We start from the raw sequence: 19771 nt of genomic DNA, 5'->3' as shown, positions 1-19771 counted from the left end.
CTGTTACTGACCCAACGTCAGTGTTTTCAACATAATGGACTTAGTTGTGTTAAGCACTTCAACGTTCGCCTGATAACTGCGGGAAGCAGAAATGGTATTGACCATTTCCCCGACAACATCCACATTCGGCATACGTACATACCCTTTTTCATCGGCCAATGGGTGGCCCGGCTGATATTCGAGGCGGAAAGGCGTGGGATCATCCACCACTTCACTGACACGGCCCCCCCCCACTTCCTGCCCTGCTGGTGCAGCAACACGGAACACCACTTGTTTGGCACGATAAGGCTCGCCATCTGGCCCGGCGACACTATCGGCATTCGCCATATTGCTGGCGCTGACGTTCAGTCGCTGTGACTGAGCAGAAAGCGCGGAGCTGGCAATATCAAAAATACTGAGTAGAGACATTCCCATTATCCTTGTGACTGTAGAACTGACATCATGCTTTTGATTTGTGCATTCGTCATAGTAAGTTCAGCCTGATACTTCAGACTGTTATCTGCGAAATTGCTGCGTTCCATATCCATGTCGACGGTATTTCCATCCATTGCCGTCTGGTATGGCACCCGATACAGCAGATCCATCTCCAGACGTTTTTGAGGTTGGACAGGAATATGTCGATCGGAAGTCAGAGTCAGCCCAATTCCATTTCCTGTTACACGACCATGTGCCAACGTTTTTTTCAGTTGGGCAGCAAAATCGATATCACGCGCCTGATAGCCTGGAGTATCCGCATTGGCGATATTGGCGGATAAAATTTCCTGCCGTTGATTGCGGAGAGCCAACGCTTCTTGTCGAAATTGAAAGGTGGCGTCTAATTTATCGAGCATATTCCTCCCTCGGGTCTGTTCTGTCGGGGACGATCCCCACTGCATCCATTGCCCATTTCCCCTTTTTTCCATGGTTTCCGTTGCACGTTATTCAAGGTATTTCAACGTGCACACCATCGGGTATAAGCTTTAAGCAGCTAACAGAATAAACGGAGAAGAAAAAGGTAATTCGAAGAATAGAAACAAATTGGATTGCTATTTATCCCATTAACAAATAATCAATCGAGTTACACTCTTAACATCCAATAGGTATTGAATATTTTTGAAATCATGGTTCGCTAACGGGTTAAGGTGATGACATGCCTGCATTAAAATCTATCGGGTTTATTGCCATTTTCTTTAATCTATTTTTTAGCAGTTTTTTGTCTTGGGGAAATAACTTATCGCAATCAATCACTGATTATTTCAGGCAGATCCACCCGACTTCCGGTCATAAAGTTTCAGTGGAGATTAAAACTCCTGAACAACAATGGCCGACTTGTGAATTTCCTGAAATACAACCCCCGATGAATAATAAAACTTGGGGTAATCTTTCTATGCCAGTGAATTGTGGGCAGCAACGTCGTTTTATTCAGGTCTATGTTAACGTCGTGGGTTCCTATTTAGTTTCCAAACGAGCAATTAACCGTAATGCGGTCGTGACGGAAAAAGATTTTCAGGTCAAAACAGGCTCTTTGGATAAACTGCCAAACGACATAATCCGTAATAGAAAGGCCATACAAAATAGTATTGCCACCCGCAATATACCTGCCGGACAATTCATCACACGCAGTATGATCCGGCGTCCATGGGCCATTAAAGCCGGGCAAAGTGTCATCGTTACCGTCAGTGGACACCAATTTCAGGTGCGTTATGAAGGAAAAGCAATTAACAATGCCGCAAGTTTTGATAATATCCGTGTCCGCCTGAATTCCGGGCAGGTTATTACCGGTGAAGCCCAAGAAAATGGCAGTGTAAAAATGATGTTATAAATGACTAAAGTTTTATTTCTTTCAGCCGATATAACCAACAGACCATGATTTTACAGGCATGCCAGCGGTATATCGCCTGCTACCTAAGACAAATAAACAATGCCTGATTAAAGGATTACGATTATGAGTATTGAACGCACTCAACCTCTACTGGCTATTGCTGCGTTACAACAACGCAATGCCAATGAAGGTGCTCAGAGCACTCGCAAAACTCTGGCTATCGCAGAAAAAAGCGCCGATACACAAGTCAAATTGAGCGAAGCGCAGAAAAAACTCGTTCAGCCAAGCAGTCAAGATATTAATATCCAGAAAGTACAACAACTGAAAGAAGCCATTGCACAGGGAACACTGACAATGGACAGCGGTAAAATCGCTGATGCCTTGTTCAGAGAAGCCCTTGAAAACATGGAATATGATAAATAAACCATCAAGAGCATAAAGAGCCATAAATGGAAGAACTTCAACTCTTGCTTGAACAGCAAAGTGCGCATTTACATTCGCTTTCGCACACTATGGCAGAAGAGCAGCGCATATTGAGCGAAGGCTTTATTGAAGCGAATCACTTACACCGAGTGACGGAACAAAAAACGTTTTTACTTTCGGCAATCGACCATGCTGAACGTAAGCGTCAGTATTTAAATGAAACGCTGAAAATAAATGCGCCTTACTTTGACCATGAAAGACTGGCGATATTATGGGAACAAATTAGCCTGGCGGTTAAACGTATCCGTGATTTAAATACGCACAATGGATTTCTGCTGGATAGCCATATGGAGTTGAACAGTAAAGCAATTAGTTTTCTGAAAAGCCATCACAGCCCCTCTTTTTATGGTGCAGATGGGCAAGCCCGCCATAATTCGGCGTTATCAGGTCACAAGATCAGTGTTTGAATATTTTTCATTCTGCTGAAACAGTCACCTCTCTATACAGGCCTCTTGATTTATCAGCAATGATGAGAGGTCTGTCTTTGCTAATTTTCATTTACTCCCTGAATAAATATCCACCTTCATTACATTGCTCTTTTCTTAATTCAACAGGGTTAATTCGTTACTGCCCTCCTTTATAAAGCAATAAATAAAATCAATATGCCACCGGAAGAAGATCGCACAGCCAGAATACGAAAAGAATGTGATAATATTCTTGAGATCCCTATGTGGGTCAATCTTAACGAGGCTTTCTTTTGGCCTATCGTTGATCTGATGGATACAGGTAATGAAGATTTCGTTATCCACCTTTATAATCATTCATCTGATAAATATCTGGAATTGTTATGTCATGATGCGATCCTCAATAACATTACAGAATCACTCCAAAGTGAGAGATTGGTTGAATGCATAAGAAAAATAAAAATTCAAAAGCCAGATATTATTGACGATATTATGGTCTATGACATGCAATCATATTTGTTTATTAACTATGAAGAGGTTAATAACATCAAAAAAGCGCAGGATTTCCAAATGATATATCAGTCACTTAAAAATCATGTGAGAAATCATAAATACAGCAACAAACAATCAGACAAAGCAATATCAGATGAAATCAGTCACATCATCCAATTTATATTGGAACATATATTGGAACATAATCATGAATATTTTTCCTACGTTAAGATTTACTGGCTAAAAGCCTATTTCTATGAAATGAGAAAAAAAGCGCCTCATATCGAAAACCACAAAAAAGTATTATCAGAGCTGTTCATTTATGAAAATTCTAAGCAAAAAATAGATCTGCTTTTAAGTGGTAAGATTTTACTCAAGGAGATAAAATCTCCGCATGAAGACTACCGCACTTGGATTGATGTGTCACTGCTTGACAATCTGAAGCCATCATACCCATTTCATACTGAACCTTATGCAATGCTTTCCCTTTCCAACTTTTCAAAAAAATGCGAACTATCAAAAGCAAAATTCAAATTAAGAACTGCTTCATTTTTATGTTCAGATATTGAAAATCAGTTTGATCCTAACTATGATAATGTCGGAAATTATATAATTATTAATTCGTTAGAAGAGTTGGAAGCTTATCTTGTTTCCTTTAATCTCAATATAAATGATTTCACCGACACATCATATGATGATGATTACCCACTTTAATTAATCAAGGTATAAAAAATGAATAAAATTGATATTTACTGCTAAATGTTAAACAAAACGTTATCTTATATCAGAAATATGCAAACACATTCAGCATTAACAAAAGCATTCGATTGTTGTTTGAGTTAGTCCCCGAACACTTTAAAGAAAAATTAGAATGGAGTGGGCCTGATATTTTATGAAAGATATCTTTTTCCCAGAGCACAAACTCACTTTTTAAAGTTGAGTTGTATAGCAGTGTATACCCTCCGTCTTTCAAGTTGCCTCTTTGTTGGCTGAGCTCATTCACCCCGGTCACCGTTTTTATCAACATACGGTTATCTATGCTCCCAGGGATTAATGAGAGGCTTCTGCCTCTCGACCTTTGGTCAGCCTTTGGCTAAGCAAATTCGTTTCCAACGAATTTGTCATTCCCTTGCCGCCGCAATGCAACTTGAAATCCATTGCGTATATAAAGCATAATTAATAAGTAGTTAGCAAATGATTAAACACTTCCTAATCTTAATGAAAAACCTTAATAATAATAAAAGATGACATACCTAAAACTCTATTACCATTAACATAAAAATAAATTTAATATTTGTTTTTTTTACAAAAAAAATAACAAAACCATCAATCCCTACTATAATAAAAACTATAACGGAAAAGTGATACAAATCCGATGTATTTTATCATTAAATTTTATTTCAAATAAAATTATTCGCATTCAACACCGTTGAATATGGAGATCTTCTTCATATTGAAATTAGCTTTTATTTATTTTCAGATATTTAACCGTGAGTGAGGACATTATGAAATTAAAAATAATTTTAACTATTCTTATTTTCATGACAATGAATAATTATGCCTATTCATATGCTGGAAACTGTGATAAAAACCTTAATAAAATTGGTTATGTAAGTTCTGTTTATTTAGGAGTTGACGACGATGCAGATGCCGAAATCACCTTTAATTTTACACCAAAAGGTTCTACTGAAGCTTCAACAATATCTTTTTATAACTATATAACAGGTACTTGGAGTCAAACTACCACTGACAGGGTTGGAGGCCTAAATGCGCGAGCATTATATGCCCTTTTATTGACGGCATACACATCAGGATCAACGGTGAAAATTATGAGATGTTATAGTGATGGTCTTGTAGCCCTTGGAGTTGGTAATGTATGAAAATAAGTATTTATTAGATATAATATACTCAATAAATATATTTATATCCAAGTAAAAAATACTCTAATATTTTGTTTATCACTCATTACTCATATTTTCTAGGGTGAGAGCATGAAAGTTTATCTCCTGAATAAATCAATAAAGTATTGAATGCCCCTTTGATAAAGTCAGGCAGATAACTTTTATTAAAGTAGTGATTACATTTGATGCGACTTAGACCCAAAAAGCGTTTACGCTCTCACCCTGATATTCTTGCTCTGCAATAAAACAATGGGGTTAAAAATGAAACTCATTTTACTGATTTTATCATTAGCTGTATTTTATGCTTATGGATATGATCCAAATGCATTATCAAATCCCAATAGGCACGTTTGCTCTTTCGCGATTGGAAACCAAATTTATAACCCTGCTCAATTTTTTAATAATAATTTAAGATATAGAATAGATGAAGGTTTAGAATCAGTTACAGTTGTTGTTGAAAATGAAGATGGAACAACTATCAAACACTATTGCTTCAATAGAAATAAAAAAAGGTAATACCTTAATCATCCTGAATAATAAATGAGTTTTTCAGAAGCTATATTTTTATTCTTTTATCTTCGGCTAAATATATTTATTAAAATTATAGCAACCCTTTAATTTAAAAATAAAGAGATTCCAAGATGAAATATATTTTATTAATTCTATTATTCGTAGCATCCGATGTTTTTTCTGTTCCGGAACAGGATTATGATCCGGAAGCCCGTATCAATCCGAACAGGCATGTTTGCTCTTACGCTATTAATGATCAGGTCTATAGCCCAGCACGGTATTTCAACAATCACATAAGATATAGAATAGAGGATGTGGGGCAGGTTGCGGTTTTTAATGGAACAACATATTACCTTGTTGATTTGGCAACCGAAGCACGTAATGCATTCGCTATGTGGGATCGGCGTCTATACGAAAGAGGTATTCCCATTACCCTTACTGAAGTCCCAGGAAGCCCACCGAGTGAAGTCAACTTTTGGATCTCCGGAGCAGATACGGCACCAGAACACAATCAGGAAGGTTTTTTTCAGCAAAATAATATGTATGCCCTAACAACCTTAATTTTACCGGATAGAATACTTAATAATTATGCATTCCCACTTTTTAATACTCCTGGCATCAGCGTATCACGTCAAATGCATTTTTCACATGAAGAGTTCGATACCTTCAGAGAAGTATTAGCTGAAGGCATTGAAGACCAGGAAATTGCAAACATGTTTGTCTATTATGTTATAGCTCATGAAATTGGTCATGCTTTAGGCTTACATCATACAAATGATGATATGGAAAGTTTTGAATGGGCTCATGAGGATCCTCTGGATACAGAAGCCGGGCATGTTTTTGGGGCTTCAATTACTGCACTGGTTCCCCGAGGGCAACCCGATGCCAGAACACCATTAATGGGTGCTGATGATCAATACTTTTTACGCTTATACAACCAATTAGGCAGCAGAGTAAGCTATGACGATATTGGGCCATCTGAATTAGAACTGGACGCGATAGAAATGGAAAATGCATGTGGTTCTCCACTTTCAACAAGACATAAAAGAAATGCTGCGTTATCGAAAACCTGTAAAGAAAAACCCATCATATTTTATCCTAAGGCAGAGTTGTTGATCCCTATTTTACAAGAGCAAGGGTTATTCTAAACGAGGAAGATCATGAAAATTTAAATGAGTTTTTTTGTTCAGCCAGAGAAATATGCTATCGATTAAAATAGGAATAAGAATAGCTACATAGTTAGGCTATGTGACTAGGCGGCTGTGAATTCATGATTATCAAACGTATTTCTCTGGCATCAGGTAATGATTTTTTTCATTATCCATTACTTTCTCCTGAAATAATCACATTAATACCTTTTTCTCGTAAGTCAATAAGAGATTCAGAAGGAATACCTTGGTCAGTAATAATGGTATCAATTTTTTCCAGTGAACAAACGATATTGGGACTTTTACGACCAAATTTTGAAGAATCCACCATCACAATGATTTTTTTAGCCGCGTTACACATTGCTTTACTGACATTATGTACTTCGTTAAATGTTGTCATTCCAATATTGAGATCAATGCCATCTGCGCCAATAAATAATTTATCAAAACTAAATAATTTAAATGCCGACTCTGCCAAACTGCCATGAAAAGAAGCGGATTTTTTTCTGAATGTTCCCCCCGGCATTAAAATAGTCTGGTCATTATTTAATTCAATGAGTGCATTCGTTATATGCAAGCTATTGGTCATCACTGTGATGTTATTGAATTTTTCCAAATACGGAACCAGTTGCAATACGGTGCTCCCTGCATCAAGAATAATGGAATCTCCATCCTGTATCAATTCAGCCGCCACCCGAGCAATTTGTTGTTTCTTTTCGGCATTAATATGAGTTTTACAATCTAACGGTTGATCATCTTCTTCATGAACCAACATCACGCCGCCATAAGTGCGGATAACTTCATTGCGTTGTTCCAATGCCGTTAAATCCTTACGGATAGTTGTTCCCGTTGCCTGAAAACGCTCAATCAGGACATTGACTGAACTTTTGCCATTTTTTCTTAAGTATTCAATAATTTCTTGTTGCCGTTGCTCCGGTTTCATCATTTACTCTTTTAGCAAAAAATTAACGTTCATTTTCCTCGAATGGTAACACACCATGAAACCAACTCACGTTCAGTTTGCAAATCTCACTTAGGGACTCAACAACTGATATTTTATATTTTCGACATCATTGCCATTCTCAGAGCTTCACGACAAGCAATGCTATCGGGGAAAATCAGGTCTGGCTCCAAATCGTTCACCAATTTTCCCCATAACTCGGGCAATACTTTGGGACGGGCAAAGACTGTGATGCCTTCCATTATTATCGCTGAAGCAATAGTGCCTTTTTCATCCACGGCAATGGCAATAATGACACGAGATTTAAAATGTCTGTTGGAGCGCCCAATTCCCACTCTGCCACTGTCGGCCAAATGTACCAATGCATGATTGAAACTTTTGACTTGATACCAACCCAAGAAAATTTGTCCCAGCCATGCAATAACAGCAATAGTGATAATATCAGCTGCCATGATCCGCCCTTTGTTAATCGGTTAAAACATCACCTGACCGCCCGTAATATTGATAGATTGCCCGGTACAATAAGACGCTTTATCACTGGCATAAAACAACAGGGCATTCAGGACATCCTGGTACTCACATCCTCTGTTCAAAGGAACTTTCGCGGTATAAACCGATTCTACTTCTTCCGGCTTGATTTTCAGTTTTTCGGCATATTGAGGAATCAATGATTGGAACATCGGTGATTTCAACAAATTCCCTAACATCAGCGAATGAACCGTAATACCATATTCTGCCAGATCCAATGCCAATGATTGTGTTAATCCCACACCCCCGAATTTCGCCGCACTGTAACCTGTATTATGTTTGCTCCCCATTTTGCCTGACTTAGAATTAATCTGAATAATGCGTCCTTTAATACCCTCACGGATCATTATCTGGGCAAATTCCCGCGCTGTGAGAAAATAACCAATCAGATTAACCTGCAATGACAGTTCAAAATCATTCAGTGGGAAATGAGTAATAGGTGCCGCTTTAGCTATTCCTGCACTATATACCAGTAAATTAACCTGATGAAAGGTGGCAGCCACCGATGTCGCCAATGCTTTCACACTCTCCTCACAAGTCGCATCAACCTGAAAACCTTTGGCTGTCCCTGTCTTGTATTTATCATTCAGGGACGAAGCTACCTTGCTGGCATTTTCACCATTTAAATCTGCAACAGCAACACGATATCCTGCTTCTGCCAATCCTTCACACAAAAAAGCCCCCAGTGTCTGGCCTCCCCCCACAACCACCGCAACGTCAGACATCGTTTCCTCCTATTTAATAAATTTTAATGTGCTGCCTAATGAAACCGCCGCCGGAATATAACCTTTCACATGGATAGAACCAGATAATTCAGCTTTATGGGCACTATCAAAATGAACTGTGATATGCCCCAGCTCTCGCAAGTTGATTGAAGCAACCTTTCCCACAGCGGTAATCAAATAAACTTCATTGCCTAATTGCATTTCATTGCCTGCTTCCAACTCTCCGTCCATTTCACTATGCGCATGGATAAAACAGTATTCCTCCAAATCAATCGGAGCACCTTCACGAAATAAAATCAGCATATTATCCAGTAGTGCATCATGAGCACTTGAACCAATCCGGGTTATTTTTGTTTCAAAAATGATCATCAAATATCTCCAGAAAAATCTTTACTGATAAATAAAGGCGGAAACACCCCATGCAATTAATACAGTTGGGGCGCCTGTCAGGAATCTTCCTACCAACACGGAGGGAATACCAACGCGTACCGTATCCGGTTTCGCTTCGGCAAGCGAAAATCCCACAGGAATAAAGTCACAGGAAGCCTGAGAATTAATGGCAAATAATGCGGGCAACGCTAAATGAGGCGCTATATTACCAAGGCCAATTTGTACTCCGATCAATACGCCAATCACCTGAGCAATAACTGCACCGGGTCCCAGAAAGGGAGACAGCAAAGGGAATGAGCAAATCAATGTCAGTAATATCAGCCCAAATGGATTGCTGGCCAGAGGAATTAATCCGTGAGCAATAAAATCCCCAAAACCGGATGCCATAATGATCCCAATAACAGCGGCAACAAATGCCATAAATGGGAGAATGATGCTCAGTACAGTATCAATCGTTTCACGTCCTGCCTGAAAAAATACAGCGACAGTCGATCCCATCGCTAAACCCACTTTAGCCAGCAGCCCATCACTCTGCTCAGTGATTTTCTTTGTGGTGTTGTACTCTTTTTCCAGACAATTCTCTGTATTTTTATTTTGATAGGGCTGCGCTGCGATTTGCTCATTCTGCTCATTCTGCTCATTTTCTGCATCATGCTGATTTTTAGTCACTTTACTGATGTTTTCCGGTTTTACTCCCGAAACATAGATATCTTCAACAATAAAGTGCGCCAGCGGGCCAGAACGTCCTGTCGCATGGATATTTACAGTTGGTATTCTGCGTTTGGGATAAATGCCGCAACGCAATGTTCCTCCACAATCAATCACGATAATTCCAATTTTTTCTGGCGGGGGTTCTCCCTCTTTAAAACCATCAATGACAGGCCAACCGGTGATTTCACTCATCACATCAACAATTGCAGGGCGTGTACCTGCCGTGATGTAAAGAATGCTTTTGCCAGAAACAATGGGCAATTCCAAAGGCCCGCCCCAGCCGTTATGACCTTTTTCAATACGAAGATAATCACTCATTTTGCTCCTCCCGCTCATCAATTACAGACGAACGTTGTTATCTAACCGAACACGCATTTTTCGCTCAAAAAAGCGTGTTGTTAGATCGGTTATCCAGCCACGGAAGAAATTGGTAAACAGGCCAACAAGAAAATAACTGACAGCAAGAGGGCCAAGGGGTAACCCAAGAGTGGTTAATCCACTGGCAATGCCGAGATAGACAAATAATTCTCCGGGATTAACATGCGGAAATAAGCCATTCATGGAGTGACAACTGTATGAAGCTGTTGCGTAATAGCTGGGTTTATATTTTTCAGGTAAAAAGCGCCCTAAACTTAAAGTCATTGGATTACAAAATACGAATGTGCCGACTAAAGGCAGTAACAGATAACGGGTGATGGGATTACTCGCAGATCGTTGTGCCAGCCGTTCTATTTTATGTTGACCGATGAATTTGATCAGGGCATTCATCACCACTAATAAACTGATCAGTAATGGCAAAATGCCTGTCACCATACCAACAAAAACTTCCCCGCCTTTCTGGAACAACCCGATAAACCACTCTGCACCAAAGGTGATCGCCGCAATCATTTTTTCTCCTCATCAGGATCTTTTCGTTGTTTAGATAAACGATGGTTACGAGAAGGAAAGATAGTCAATGAACTGTCAGTCTGATTTTAAATAGATCACAAAATGAAACTTTAATCTTTCAATTTAAATTTCAAAATGAAACAATTAAAATAAAAAATAGAATTTTTAATTAATAAACAATAGGTTATTTACACAGAAAAGGAAATAAATATCGAGTCGGTAAAAAAACCAATTAGAAATTAACGTCTTCAATATGAAATATTAGTTGAAGCGTAAAGAGGCTTTTAGCATGAAAAGCAATTTTGGAATGCAGTTATATTTTTATAATGCAATATTCCGAGATAGAAATCATTAATAATAACCAACTGATTTTGCATGATAAAAATGAGAATTTATTGCAGACTTAACTTTTTTGTTAATTTCTTTACCACAAATTTCTTCTCAGTGATATAAAATTAGTTTTTGTTTTCATATATACGAATATATTTAAGATTTAAACTAACAATAATTCGTTTTTGTTTGCATAGAATTGCCTATGGCCATAGGCAATTCTATGCATAATTTTTATTAACTTACTATTTTTAGTTTTTGATTTTTTGAATTTATATTCAGGTACATGAATGATTAATGTACGATCCGCCCATCAGCATTAATTGCGCTATTCATTGCACTGTGATAGGCAAAATTTCATATTAACCTAAATATATCCGCTCTTCCGGCAATAACGATTTAGCCATATCCAAATTATTATTTTTCATCTGAACATGAATTTCATTAGCCAATTCAGTGATATCCGTAATATTAAAAATCCAGTGATTAACATAGTCTTCTACTGCTTTGTTACGTAAGCCAATTTGGATTGTTCGCTGCTCTAATTTATTCAAAAAGATATCCCGTTCTGGGTCCCACTGAATAACAACATCACTCCTTTGTACTTTTTCTTTCCACTCTTTTTGGGAATCAAAAGATTTAGAATCAAAATGGCTGATGGTGCCTTGCTGAATAATCTCTTTAAATCCATCATGTGTCAGGTCAACTGCCAGAATACGTTGCTGGCCTACATCTTTTTTAGCCCAACCAGATCGGTACATCATCCATAAAAATGAGGGTTTGATCCATGTCATTCGAGTCATACTAAAGGGAGGAGAAACAAAAGTGCCTGCTTTTATCGCGCTGTCGGCTATTGAATGAGAGTAAGCCTGATACACTCTGATAGATTCATCTGTGTAATTTGCTTTGATTGAATTATTTTTATATGAAAACATATTGCCCTTTTTTATTGTACGTAATCAATAAAGTCTATAATATTTTGAGTGAAATTAAGATAATTTATACGCCCATATAATGTACACCAGATACTTTATCAATAAAAGATAATTTTCTTAAGGCAACTTCATGAACCGCATTGATATATACATCGATATGTTAAGTTTTGCACTTCCTCATATCAGAAATGTACAAACACATGGGCCTATCAGGAAAGCCCGGGATAAATCTTGCTATCACGAAGCAGAATTACTGCATAATATCGTTAATTCTCTAAAAGGAACTGAAATTTGCGATCAAGATATTTATTTTTTAAATAATCAAGCCAGATACTATTTAGAAAATACCAGCGATAAAATATGCACAAATTATCATTTTCATAAAAAACGAATTAAAATGCTGTTTGAATTAGTTCCAGAAGCAATGAGATCGCAATTAGTTTGGCAAGGCCCTGCAGATTGATTTTTCTTTTATTGCTATATTTCTATGCCAATAAAATAAGATGACCACTAATGTGATCATCTTATTTTTCCTTTGTCTTTCATGTTGCAGCGTTATCGGCTGCATTTTGAAGTTCATTGGGTACAGAATAGGTTATCTCGAACCACCGATAGTTGCGGTCATTCTGATTTGGCGATTATCAGTGATTTCAAGGTTAGACAATACCACCAAGCGCAGCAATACCCGACGGAGGAAGCGTGATAACAGCGGACGCAACGCATGATTAACCAATAATACAGGTGGAGCTCCCAACATTTCCTGACGTTCCAATGCCTCAGCAGCCTGACGCTCGAGATTTTCTGCCAATCCTGGCTCTAATCCCCCCCCATTTTGCAATGCTTGCAGTAGCAGTCTTTCCAAACCTGCATCCAAACCAATGACTCTGATTTCATCCATTCCCGGGAACCATTGCTGAGCAATGGCCCGACCCAGTGCAATCCGAACCACAGCCGTTAATTCATAAGGATCTTTCTGGACTGGTGCATGTTCTGCCAAAGTTTCAATCACAGAGCGCATGTCTCGGATAGGTACCTGCTCTGAAAGTAAGTTTTGCAAAACTTTATGCAAGGTTGTCAGACTAATGACATCAGGAATGAAATCTTCTGTCAGTTTTGGCATTTCCTGGCTGACTCGCTCAAACAATTGCTGCGCTTCCTGTCTGCCGAACAGTTCACTGGAGTATTGAGACAAAAGGTGATTAAGGTGTGTTGCAACAACCGTACTGGCTGCCACGACAGTATAACCCTGTACCTGTGCCTGCTCTCTCAGGCTGTCATCAATCCAGACAGCGGCCAGTCCGAAGGCTGGATCAGTTGTTAAATCACCTTGCAGTTCTCCTACCGCACCACCCGGATTTATTGCCAGCCAACGCCCCGGATGCGCTTCACCACGGCCAATTTCCACCCCTTTCATCATAATGCGGTAACTGGCAGGCGCTAATTCGAGGTTGTCCCGAATGTGCACGACAGGTGGCAAGTATCCCACTTCTTGTGCGAATTTTTTACGTATTCCACTGATGCGTCCAAGCAGTTCCCCATTCTGACGAAAATCTACCATCGGGATCAGTCGGTAGCCGACTTCCATTCCCAGTGGATCTTCAAGTTGCACATCAGACCATGAAGCCTCTGCGGTTTGTTGCTGCTCTTCCACCGCTTTCATCTCTTCATGTTGTGTCATTAATGGATCTTTTTCCTTACGCAATAAGAAATAACCAACACCCGCCAATGCTGCCGTAAATAATAGGAAAACAAAATTTGGCATTCCCGGGACTAAACCAAGCAGGCCAAGCACCCCCGCACTCAACATCATCACTTTAGGGTTGTTGAAAAGCTGGGTTACCATTTGCTGGCCAACATCTTCATCCGTTGCAACACGGGTGACGATAACACCGGCAGCAGTAGAGATAATTAATGCCGGTAATTGGGCAACCAATCCGTCACCAATGGTCAGCAAGGTATAAGCTTCTGCCGCATCACCCAATGTCAAACCATGTTGAGCAACACCGACAATCAGGCCACCGATGATATTGATCACCAATATCATCAAACCTGCGATGGCATCCCCACGGACAAATTTACTCGCCCCATCCATTGAACCGTAAAAGTCTGCTTCTTGTGTTACTTCGGCACGACGTGTTTTAGCTTCTTCTTCGCCAATCAATCCGGCATTCAAATCAGCATCAATAGCCATCTGTTTGCCGGGCATGCCATCCAGAACGAAACGAGCCCCGACTTCTGCGATACGCCCCGCACCTTTGGTAATGACCATAAAGTTAATCAGGATCAGGATAACGAAGACAACGATACCAATTGCAAAATTACCGCCGACAAGAAAGTGACCAAACGCTTCCACAACTTGTCCTGCCGCCGCCGAACCTGTATGCCCTTCCATCAGAATAATTCGTGTGGAAGCAACGTTCAGTGACAGGCGCAGTAAGGTTGAAAATAGCAAAATAGTCGGAAATGCTGCAAAATCCAGCGTCCGACGAGTAAACATTGCCACCAGCAATACCATGATGGAAAGTGCAATGTTGAAAGTAAAGAGCAGATCAAGCAGAAATGGTGGCAACGGTAGTACCATCATCGACAAGATCATAAGGATCAAAACAGGCCCGGCAAGCATTTGCCACTCGGAACCTTTCATGTTTCCCGGTAAACGACTTCCCGTTAAACGTAGTAATGAAGCCAGATTAGCCATGACGATTATTTTCTCCAGCAAAATCCAGTGCTGGCGGCACTGGCAGATTTTCAGGTGTTTTCGGTTTTAGGCCACCTTCCTGTTTCCAACGTTTCAATTGGTAAACCCAGGCTAGCACTTCTGCAACAGCAGCATAGAGCGCTGCTGGAATAAAACCTCCCACTTCAGCGTGACGAAATAACGCCCTTGCCAAAGGTGGAGCTTCCAGTAACGGAATACGATTTTCGGCACCAATTTCTTTGATGCGCAAGGCAATGAGCCCCGCTCCTTTTGCCAATACTTTTGGAGCGCCCATTTTTTTACTGTCATATTTCAGGGCAACAGCGTAATGAGTCGGGTTGGTAATAATGACATCCGCTTTCGGTACATCAGCCATCATGCGCTTACGTGCAGCCGCTCGCTGTTGTTGACGTATTCTTGCCTTTACATGTGGGTCCCCTTCTTGCTCCTTAAATTCATCCTTGATTTCCTGACGGGTCATTCGTAATTTTTTCAGGTGACTGCGGATTTGATAAAGCACATCAAACGCCACCATCGGTATCAACATAAATAAGACAATATAACCAGCAAAAATCAGCATCATCATCGCATCACTCAACGCCATCAGTGGAGGTTGAGCTGTCAGGCTGAGCATGGCAGGCCAGTTAAGCCAGATAAACAAGGCTGCACCACCGCCAACCAATGATGCTTTCAAAATCGCTTTGAAGAGCTCCGCCAGCGCATTCATGGAGAAGATTTTCTTCAAACCAGAAATGGGATTCAGCTTAGCCAAATCAAATTTGATGGATTTTGAGCTGAATATAAGTCCTCCCATTAATGCCGGTGCACTCAGGGCAATCAAAACCAATCCGACAAAAACGGGCAGCAATGCCCAAACGGCCTGTCTCAACAAACGGCCAATTTGTTGCACCATCTGTTTGTCATTACTCACCATGTTGTGGTCGAAATTGAATCCCTCAAATACCATCAGAGAAAGTTCATAAGTGATCGACTGTCCACTCATCCAGAGCAAACTAACCCCTCCCGACAACATCAGGATTGAGGTAAGTTCCTTAGAACGCGCAACCTGTCCATCTTTACGAGCTTTTTCTCGTTTATGGGGCGTGGGTTCTTCGGTTTTTTCGAGATCGCTATCTTGAGCCACGGCTTTCCTTGGTGAGCGTTCGTTATTACGTGCAAAAAATTTGCTTTTGGAAAAGAGCAAATGAAATTGTGCTAAGCATGACAAAAGCCCAGAAATTCAATGGCGGGAACACTGCGAAATTTGCAGGGGTATTTGGGGAATTATAAGAGTGCCGGAAGCTGGGTAGCTCCGGCAGTGGGATTGGTGCTATTTATAGCTGATGTTACTTATAGCTTATAGTATAGGTAACTCTGCCGTTGGCTTTGCCGGGGCTGACGCTGTCTTCAGTCTGGATATAACGTGCCGATAATGGGATCTTAATCCCGGAACCAGCACTTATTGATTTATTCAACTTATGTTTCTTTCCAAATTCTACAAAGCTATTGCCAGTAAGGTCATATCTCAACTGAATACCGATACCTTTAGCAGCATCTCCACTACTGTCAATTTCCATGATACCTTCTTTTGGATTATTCGCTCCATTAACAGGAGAGATACTAATCGACAGGCTAGGAGCATATTGACATTTAGTCAAAACAATACTGGCATCCTCCCATCTTGTGCCGGAACCTTTACCGGTAAATTCATTAATACCATGGCTCTTCATATCCACTGGTGGTGGATCAATAACTGTGCAAGTCGGTTCTTTGATCGTTAGTGTTCCGGTGAGTCTGACTTTAAATACGGCCTTACCATCTTTGTTGATACATAAGTCAGGCACGTCAGAAAAATTAAATATTCCTGGATGAAAGTTATTTCCTCTGACAAATCTAATCCACACATTGCTTTCATTACCTAACTTATTAGCGGTGGTATGATGGAAGTAATGGGGTCCACTTTTCACTATCATATTAATACCGTCCATGTAAGAAAGAACTTGATTGCTATCGTTTTTTTGTGCAGTCAGGGGTTTTGAAGCACCATATGATATTTTGTTAGAACTACGAAGCTTTTTCATATAGTCTGAATCATGCCCAACCCCAAGTGGTACTTCTACTTCATATATAAAATAATCACTCTGGTCCATACTAAAAGTATGATCAACTGGAGAACTGCCCAACATCTTGATATCCGGATCGTCGGGATCACACCCAGTGGCTTCAACTCCAGTGGAACATAATATCCCCCCCAGAAAGATTACCGGTAAAAATAATTGATATAATTTTTTCATCATCAACTTACTGATCATTTCTTTAGCACCCTAAATTAGTCAGCGCGGCCCGTTATCACACAACTGCACGCTCTGAGTATTATCCCACCACGAACTTTTGCTATCCGGCAATTGGTATTTCACCCGGCACTGCATTTGATTGTGGCTGCCCCATTGCACTTTCAGCTCTCCTGTTGACGTCTGAACACGGGCAAACAATTGTCCTGCCTGACCGATATGGCCTACCTGCCCCCCCTTTTCGTCTGTGACTTCCGATCCAAAAGGGATAGGCTGCTGATTTGATTGTCGTAGTCGCAGCAGGATTACAGCACCCTGTTTAACACTATAATTAACCTTAACAACCGCGCCCGATAATGGTGCCACTCTCTGCCGTGTAGTCCTTAATTCCACACCATCACTGGCTCCTTTGGGATCAATGATGATGTCATTCATCTGATACGGATTCAGGTTGGGCACTATCGCATAACCCTGCGAATCAATATGGATATTTGAATAGGATGAAACCTTTGCCCCTTCAGCCCCCTTAGCCTCGACAAGGGCAAAAGTATCGCCGCCATGAGATGAAAAACTGACGCCACCTGAATGTGCGATTACCGTGCCATTTATTCCGGCCGAAGCACTGCTATAGTTTTTTCCTTTACTATAAGAAGCAGACAACGCACTCCACGAATTACGATAATTGCCAGAAAGTGAAGTCGCATAGTCAGAACCCTGATGCTGTGAGGCATTCAAGTTATAATGAAATTGAGCTTGTTCCCCAATCGTGCCGGACAGATTAAGTTGTTTCCTCCATTTCCCTTGCCCATCATGGGTCAGTTGGGTACTGAAGGAAGGGGTATGGCGGAAGGCCTTGCTTTCCAAAGGCAGGCTGACATTGAACAGCCAGCTATTTTGGAATTTTCCCCGGCTATTCTGGCTACGGGTCATCGATACACCATAGCTGATGCCTTGCCAATGGTTATTGTAGCCAAGCTGATATTGCTGGCTATAACCCTTACGCTCCCAGGAATTTTCCATGGAACCGCTTAAATAGAACTGTCCCCAGTGTTCTGGCAGGCTCTGATTGAGTGATAACGTAACGCGGTTACGTGGTGTGCTCCCATAATCATAAGTAATGCTTTGTGAAGATATTGCATCGGACAAACTCCGATAATCTTTGGTTAAAAAACGATAAGTTGCCAAAGAAAAATTACTGCCAGTTTCACGCACATAGTGACTGTAGCTTAAGTTGTAACTCTGTCCACGTAACGACTTACCATCACCCGTATTTAAATGGGTATGAGTGATAGCTGTCGATAGTGCTCCTATAGAGGTATCAACTGCTATACCAAACTGCCCGGCATAATAATTACGTAAATATTGTAATCCCACATTACCGGTTATACGGTTAGTCAAACCCTGCTGCCAGGTTGTTTCGGCAAACAGTGGTGGCTCCTTTAACTCGTGACTGCGGTATTTACCCACGGTAAAACTATATTGGCTGGAACCGGGACGTAATAACTGAGCGACAGCCGCATACGGCACTTCAAAATGCTGTTTGCTGCCACTAGCTTCATGAACCGTTACTGCCAGATTACCCCCATAACCCGTCGGATAAAGATCGTTGATAATAAAATCACCGGGCGGCACCGTAGTTTCATAGATAATTTGCTCTCCCTGATGCACAGTCACTCTGGCATTGGTACGGGCAATACCGCGAATTTCAGGCGCATAGCCTTGTTGTGAAGGTGGTAACATATGTGAAACGCTGGTCAACGAAACCCCGGTAAATGGCAAGGTATCGAACAATTGACCGGAGGTATATGACTCGCCAATCAGTACCCGGCCTTGTAATGCAGGAATATCACGCTGTACATAGGTATTCAGAGCATGATATTTTTTTTGGCTCTCCTGCTGCCAATTGAGGTTGCCATTATGGCGGAAATACCATGCTCCCAGATTCAAGCCGGTGTTCAATGAACCATAAGCAGAATCATGGTGATCACCACCGGATTCACTGCGGTATGCGCTGAAATTATAACCCAGAGTAGCGGCACTGATGCCTTTGTCCCACAAGATGGGATCAACCGCATCCCGGGCCTGTTTTTTAACATATATCTGCGGCAGGCTAATATTGAGCTGTTGATAACTACTATCATAATTTACCGTGGCTTCCGGCAGCCATTCAGCCAATGAAATACAATCCTGACCTTGCGTTACTGCTGATGTAATATCTTTTGCCAATAGTTTCAGCTCAAGGGGCAACTGCTTTAAGACATCTGCCTGCACACACAGACTGACCTGATAATTTGGTAATCCTTTAAAGGTAACACTATCCCGTGTCAGGTATTCGCCATTCAGCCAGATCTCAGATAAATAAGTTCCCGGCAACATGGCCGCTCCCTGACTGAAACGTTTTAAATCCAATTTCTCTGGAGAGACGCTACGCAAAAATGTAGCTTCAAATTCAATATCTTCGCTGGTGTGTGCGACAGAATATGCAGATACCATTACCAAGGAAAGTAACAATGAACGAAATATAACTGCAAAATATAAATAGTTATTAATTATAATTGGTTTCATTGTATTCCTT

General features: G+C 40.6%; 21 protein-coding genes. 8 read left to right on the top strand and 13 right to left on the bottom strand.

The window, feature by feature from the left end; all coding sequences use genetic code 11:
* Positions 1-3: 3 nt before the first annotated feature.
* Both flgC and flgB read right to left on the bottom strand, forming a co-directional pair.
* Positions 4-408, bottom strand: a complete 405-nt coding sequence (flgC, locus tag Xsze_RS12910; RefSeq protein WP_099139137.1) for a flagellar basal body rod protein FlgC — start codon at positions 406-408, stop codon at positions 4-6.
* Between the two features lie 5 nt (positions 409-413).
* A complete protein-coding gene (gene flgB / locus Xsze_RS12905; RefSeq protein WP_038241450.1) occupies positions 414-830 on the bottom strand; it encodes a flagellar basal body rod protein FlgB in 417 nt (138 codons plus the stop codon).
* 299 nt (positions 831-1129) lie between these two features.
* Between flgB and flgA the strand changes: the two genes are divergently transcribed.
* The 7 genes from flgA (at position 1130) to Xsze_RS12870 (ending at position 6739) form a co-directional block, all read left to right on the top strand.
* On the top strand, positions 1130-1801 hold the full coding sequence (gene flgA / locus Xsze_RS12900) for a flagellar basal body P-ring formation chaperone FlgA (RefSeq protein WP_038241448.1): 672 nt from the start codon (positions 1130-1132) through the stop codon (positions 1799-1801).
* Between the two features lie 123 nt (positions 1802-1924).
* Entirely contained in the window at positions 1925-2224 is a 300-nt protein-coding gene (flgM, locus tag Xsze_RS12895; protein ID WP_038241446.1) for a flagellar biosynthesis anti-sigma factor FlgM, read from the top strand.
* A gap of 26 nt (positions 2225-2250) precedes the next feature.
* Positions 2251-2691, top strand: coding sequence for a flagella synthesis protein FlgN (locus Xsze_RS12890; RefSeq protein WP_038241445.1), 441 nt, complete (start codon positions 2251-2253; stop codon positions 2689-2691).
* A 195-nt stretch (positions 2692-2886) separates the two neighbouring features.
* Positions 2887-3894, top strand: a complete 1008-nt coding sequence (locus Xsze_RS22780; protein ID WP_244431870.1) for a hypothetical protein — start codon at positions 2887-2889, stop codon at positions 3892-3894.
* A gap of 791 nt (positions 3895-4685) precedes the next feature.
* Positions 4686-5060 carry a hypothetical protein gene (locus tag Xsze_RS12880; RefSeq protein ID WP_099138221.1) on the top strand — a complete coding sequence of 125 codons (375 nt, stop codon included), beginning with the start codon at positions 4686-4688 and terminating at the stop codon, positions 5058-5060.
* A gap of 282 nt (positions 5061-5342) precedes the next feature.
* Positions 5343-5597 (top strand): hypothetical protein, encoded by a 255-nt coding sequence (locus Xsze_RS12875; protein WP_038241440.1) that lies wholly within the window; start codon positions 5343-5345, stop codon positions 5595-5597.
* 125 nt (positions 5598-5722) lie between these two features.
* The gene (locus tag Xsze_RS12870; RefSeq protein ID WP_038241438.1) at positions 5723-6739 is read left to right on the top strand and encodes a matrixin family metalloprotease; all 1017 of its coding nucleotides are present in this window, start codon (positions 5723-5725) and stop codon (positions 6737-6739) included.
* 169 nt (positions 6740-6908) lie between these two features.
* On the opposite strand, the gene srlR is transcribed toward Xsze_RS12870, so the two are convergent.
* The 7 genes from srlR to Xsze_RS12835 all read right to left on the bottom strand — a co-directional run bounded on the left by srlR (position 6909) and on the right by Xsze_RS12835 (position 12207).
* Positions 6909-7682 carry a glucitol operon DNA-binding transcriptional repressor SrlR gene (srlR, locus tag Xsze_RS12865; protein ID WP_038241693.1) on the bottom strand — a complete coding sequence of 258 codons (774 nt, stop codon included), beginning with the start codon at positions 7680-7682 and terminating at the stop codon, positions 6909-6911.
* A gap of 113 nt (positions 7683-7795) precedes the next feature.
* Positions 7796-8152 (bottom strand): transcriptional regulator GutM, encoded by a 357-nt coding sequence (locus tag Xsze_RS12860; RefSeq protein ID WP_038241436.1) that lies wholly within the window; start codon positions 8150-8152, stop codon positions 7796-7798.
* A gap of 21 nt (positions 8153-8173) precedes the next feature.
* Complete coding sequence (gene srlD / locus Xsze_RS12855) at positions 8174-8953, bottom strand: sorbitol-6-phosphate dehydrogenase (RefSeq protein WP_038241434.1); 780 nt, start codon at positions 8951-8953, stop codon at positions 8174-8176.
* Between the two features lie 9 nt (positions 8954-8962).
* Positions 8963-9325 carry a PTS glucitol/sorbitol transporter subunit IIA gene (srlB, locus tag Xsze_RS12850; RefSeq protein WP_099138222.1) on the bottom strand — a complete coding sequence of 121 codons (363 nt, stop codon included), beginning with the start codon at positions 9323-9325 and terminating at the stop codon, positions 8963-8965.
* Positions 9326-9343: 18 nt separating this feature from the next.
* Entirely contained in the window at positions 9344-10372 is a 1029-nt protein-coding gene (gene srlE, locus Xsze_RS12845) for a PTS glucitol/sorbitol transporter subunit IIB (protein ID WP_038241430.1), read from the bottom strand.
* 21 nt (positions 10373-10393) lie between these two features.
* Complete coding sequence (srlA, locus tag Xsze_RS12840; RefSeq protein ID WP_038241428.1) at positions 10394-10942, bottom strand: PTS glucitol/sorbitol transporter subunit IIC; 549 nt, start codon at positions 10940-10942, stop codon at positions 10394-10396.
* Positions 10943-11634: 692 nt separating this feature from the next.
* Entirely contained in the window at positions 11635-12207 is a 573-nt protein-coding gene (locus Xsze_RS12835) for a DUF4291 domain-containing protein (protein WP_038241426.1), read from the bottom strand.
* Between the two features lie 130 nt (positions 12208-12337).
* On the opposite strand from Xsze_RS12835, the gene Xsze_RS12830 reads away from it, so the two are divergent.
* Complete coding sequence (locus Xsze_RS12830; protein WP_038241424.1) at positions 12338-12670, top strand: hypothetical protein; 333 nt, start codon at positions 12338-12340, stop codon at positions 12668-12670.
* Between the two features lie 132 nt (positions 12671-12802).
* On the opposite strand, the gene flhA is transcribed toward Xsze_RS12830, so the two are convergent.
* The 4 genes from flhA to Xsze_RS12810 all read right to left on the bottom strand — a co-directional run bounded on the left by flhA (position 12803) and on the right by Xsze_RS12810 (position 19761).
* Positions 12803-14905, bottom strand: coding sequence for a flagellar biosynthesis protein FlhA (gene flhA / locus Xsze_RS12825; RefSeq protein ID WP_038241423.1), 2103 nt, complete (start codon positions 14903-14905; stop codon positions 12803-12805).
* Complete coding sequence (flhB, locus tag Xsze_RS12820; RefSeq protein ID WP_038241421.1) at positions 14898-16049, bottom strand: flagellar biosynthesis protein FlhB; 1152 nt, start codon at positions 16047-16049, stop codon at positions 14898-14900. The genes flhA and flhB overlap by 8 nt, the downstream gene beginning before the upstream one ends.
* A 202-nt stretch (positions 16050-16251) precedes the next feature.
* On the bottom strand, positions 16252-17217 hold the full coding sequence (locus tag Xsze_RS12815; protein WP_038241419.1) for a fimbrial protein: 966 nt from the start codon (positions 17215-17217) through the stop codon (positions 16252-16254).
* A gap of 21 nt (positions 17218-17238) precedes the next feature.
* A complete protein-coding gene (locus Xsze_RS12810) occupies positions 17239-19761 on the bottom strand; it encodes a fimbria/pilus outer membrane usher protein (protein ID WP_051462576.1) in 2523 nt (840 codons plus the stop codon).
* Positions 19762-19771: the final 10 nt, after the last annotated feature.

It is taken from the genome of Xenorhabdus szentirmaii DSM 16338, assembly GCF_002632585.1.
In the GTDB taxonomy this organism is placed as follows: Bacteria; Pseudomonadota; Gammaproteobacteria; order Enterobacterales; family Enterobacteriaceae; genus Xenorhabdus; species Xenorhabdus szentirmaii.
Note: the sequence above shows the minus strand (reverse complement) of the source record. Positions and strands in the feature narration are given on the sequence as shown.

Excerpts from the sequence above, each read along its gene's own strand:
- flgC (WP_099139137.1), bottom strand. The coding sequence starts at position 408 with ATGTCTCTACTCAGTATTTTTGATATTGCCAGCTCCGCGCTTTCTGCT.
- flgB (WP_038241450.1), bottom strand. The coding sequence starts at position 830 with ATGCTCGATAAATTAGACGCCACCTTTCAATTTCGACAAGAAGCGTTG.
- flgA (WP_038241448.1), top strand. The coding sequence starts at position 1,130 with ATGCCTGCATTAAAATCTATCGGGTTTATTGCCATTTTCTTTAATCTA.
- flgM (WP_038241446.1), top strand. The coding sequence starts at position 1,925 with ATGAGTATTGAACGCACTCAACCTCTACTGGCTATTGCTGCGTTACAA.
- Xsze_RS12890 (WP_038241445.1), top strand. The coding sequence starts at position 2,251 with ATGGAAGAACTTCAACTCTTGCTTGAACAGCAAAGTGCGCATTTACAT.
- Xsze_RS22780 (WP_244431870.1), top strand. The coding sequence starts at position 2,887 with ATGCCACCGGAAGAAGATCGCACAGCCAGAATACGAAAAGAATGTGAT.
- Xsze_RS12880 (WP_099138221.1), top strand. The coding sequence starts at position 4,686 with ATGAAATTAAAAATAATTTTAACTATTCTTATTTTCATGACAATGAAT.
- Xsze_RS12875 (WP_038241440.1), top strand. The coding sequence starts at position 5,343 with ATGAAACTCATTTTACTGATTTTATCATTAGCTGTATTTTATGCTTAT.
- Xsze_RS12870 (WP_038241438.1), top strand. The coding sequence starts at position 5,723 with ATGAAATATATTTTATTAATTCTATTATTCGTAGCATCCGATGTTTTT.
- srlR (WP_038241693.1), bottom strand. The coding sequence starts at position 7,682 with ATGAAACCGGAGCAACGGCAACAAGAAATTATTGAATACTTAAGAAAA.
- Xsze_RS12860 (WP_038241436.1), bottom strand. The coding sequence starts at position 8,152 with ATGGCAGCTGATATTATCACTATTGCTGTTATTGCATGGCTGGGACAA.
- srlD (WP_038241434.1), bottom strand. The coding sequence starts at position 8,953 with ATGTCTGACGTTGCGGTGGTTGTGGGGGGAGGCCAGACACTGGGGGCT.
- srlE (WP_038241430.1), bottom strand. The coding sequence starts at position 10,372 with ATGAGTGATTATCTTCGTATTGAAAAAGGTCATAACGGCTGGGGCGGG.
- srlA (WP_038241428.1), bottom strand. The coding sequence starts at position 10,942 with ATGATTGCGGCGATCACCTTTGGTGCAGAGTGGTTTATCGGGTTGTTC.
- Xsze_RS12835 (WP_038241426.1), bottom strand. The coding sequence starts at position 12,207 with ATGTTTTCATATAAAAATAATTCAATCAAAGCAAATTACACAGATGAA.
- Xsze_RS12830 (WP_038241424.1), top strand. The coding sequence starts at position 12,338 with ATGAACCGCATTGATATATACATCGATATGTTAAGTTTTGCACTTCCT.
- flhA (WP_038241423.1), bottom strand. The coding sequence starts at position 14,905 with ATGGCTAATCTGGCTTCATTACTACGTTTAACGGGAAGTCGTTTACCG.
- Xsze_RS12815 (WP_038241419.1), bottom strand. The coding sequence starts at position 17,217 with ATGATCAGTAAGTTGATGATGAAAAAATTATATCAATTATTTTTACCG.
- Xsze_RS12810 (WP_051462576.1), bottom strand. The coding sequence starts at position 19,761 with ATGAAACCAATTATAATTAATAACTATTTATATTTTGCAGTTATATTT.